Origin of the sequence: Clostridium estertheticum, from assembly GCF_018861295.1 — a bacterium.
Classification (GTDB): domain Bacteria; phylum Bacillota; class Clostridia; order Clostridiales; family Clostridiaceae; genus Clostridium_AD; species Clostridium_AD estertheticum_D.
The window spans coordinates 1-1,495 of sequence record NZ_JAHLDM010000079.1 but is presented as its reverse complement, the minus strand read 5'-3'; the positions used below and the strand labels follow the sequence as shown (position 1 = coordinate 1,495).

Here is a 1,495-nt window from a genome sequence, read left to right as displayed (position 1 = left end):
TATTACTGCTTTTTTACCTTTTATGGTTTTTAACACCTCTAAAGAATTTTCTCCAAAATAAATATCTCTTGGTAAAGTAAATCTATTCATTATATATCCCTCCATTTTTAAATGTAATCGTATGTATCCTTACACATTATATTTAGCAATGCTTGTACCACTTTTTTATATTTATACGTTATATTGTTAATAATATATCACTTACAGTATAAAGTCAATAACCTATTTGTTAACTTTAGAAATCATTTACATATTGTTTATATTTCTCTATATTATATATATAAACAATAAAGAAGGCATTATATCCATTTTTGGGTTATAATGCCTTCTTTATTATTTGTTTAAAATCAATATCTTATTTTGAATAATCAAAGATACCTTTTTTAGTTTTTCTTCCAAGTAATCCGCCTCTAACATATTTTCTTAGAAGGCTATGAGCTCTGTACTTAGTATCTCCAGTCTCAGTATATAAAACATCCATGATAGCAAGACATACATCAAGACCTATAAGATCTCCGAGTGCTAGAGGTCCCATTGGATGATTAGCGCCAAGTTTCATTGCTTTATCTATGTCTTCTGCTGATGCTATACCTTCTGCCATAATTCCTACAGCTTCGTTGATCATTGGAATTAATATTCTATTTACAACAAAACCAGGAGCTTCAGCAACTTCTACTGGATCCTTACCTATAGCAATTGCAATTTCTTTAACTGCATCAAAAGTTTCAGTTGATGTGGCCATTCCTTTGATTATCTCTACAAGTTTCATCATTGGAGCTGGATTAAAGAAATGCATTCCTATAACTTTATCAGGTCTCTTTGTAGCAGCTCCTACTTCAGTTATAGAAAGTGATGATGTGTTTGATGCTAAAATAGCTTCTGGTTTACAGATTGAATCAAGTTCTGCAAAAATTTCTTTCTTTATTTTCATAATTTCTACAGCTGCTTCAACTACTAAATCACAGTCTGCTGCTAATTTCATATCAGTAGTTCCTGTAACTCTTGAAAGTATTTCTTCCATTTGAGCTTCAGTTATTTTTTCTTTTTTAACTGATCTTTCTAAATTCTTTTTAATTGTTGCAAGTCCTCTATCAACGAATTCATCTTTAATATCTCTCATTATTACTTCGCATCCATTAGCTGCAAATGTTTGAACAATACCTGCTCCCATAGTTCCAGCGCCAAGTACAAAAATCTTTTTCATAAAAACACACCCCTTAAATTTTATTATTTTAAAAATCTTATTTTAGTTACAACAAGACGTAGTATACTTTTTTAAAACTTACTTTAATACTATTTTTTAAGCATTAAAGCAAGTTTTCTTAAATTACTATTATAAAATAAACCTATTTATTTTTTAATGTATTAATTTGAGCTATCATTTCTGGAATTACTTTAAGGAAATCTCCAGCTATTGCTACATCAGCAGCTTTCATGATAGGTGCAGTTGCATCTTTATTTATAGCTATTATGAAATCAGAATCTTGCATACCAG

At 29.5% G+C, this 1,495-nt stretch carries 1 protein-coding gene and 1 pseudogene; both read right to left on the bottom strand.

The window, feature by feature from the left end; genetic code table 11:
- Positions 1–355 precede the first annotated feature (355 nt).
- On the bottom strand, positions 356–1,204 hold the full coding sequence (locus tag KPL54_RS25705) for a 3-hydroxybutyryl-CoA dehydrogenase (RefSeq protein ID WP_216109315.1): 849 nt from the start codon (positions 1,202–1,204) through the stop codon (positions 356–358).
- Positions 1,205–1,346: 142 nt separating this feature from the next.
- Positions 1,347–1,495, bottom strand: a pseudogene (locus tag KPL54_RS25700) (electron transfer flavoprotein subunit alpha); the annotation flags it as partial.

Bases quoted from the DNA above. Each gene is read 5' to 3' on its own strand.
- KPL54_RS25705 (WP_216109315.1), bottom strand. From the start codon at position 1,204: ATGAAAAAGATTTTTGTACTTGGCGCTGGAACTATGGGAGCAGGTATT.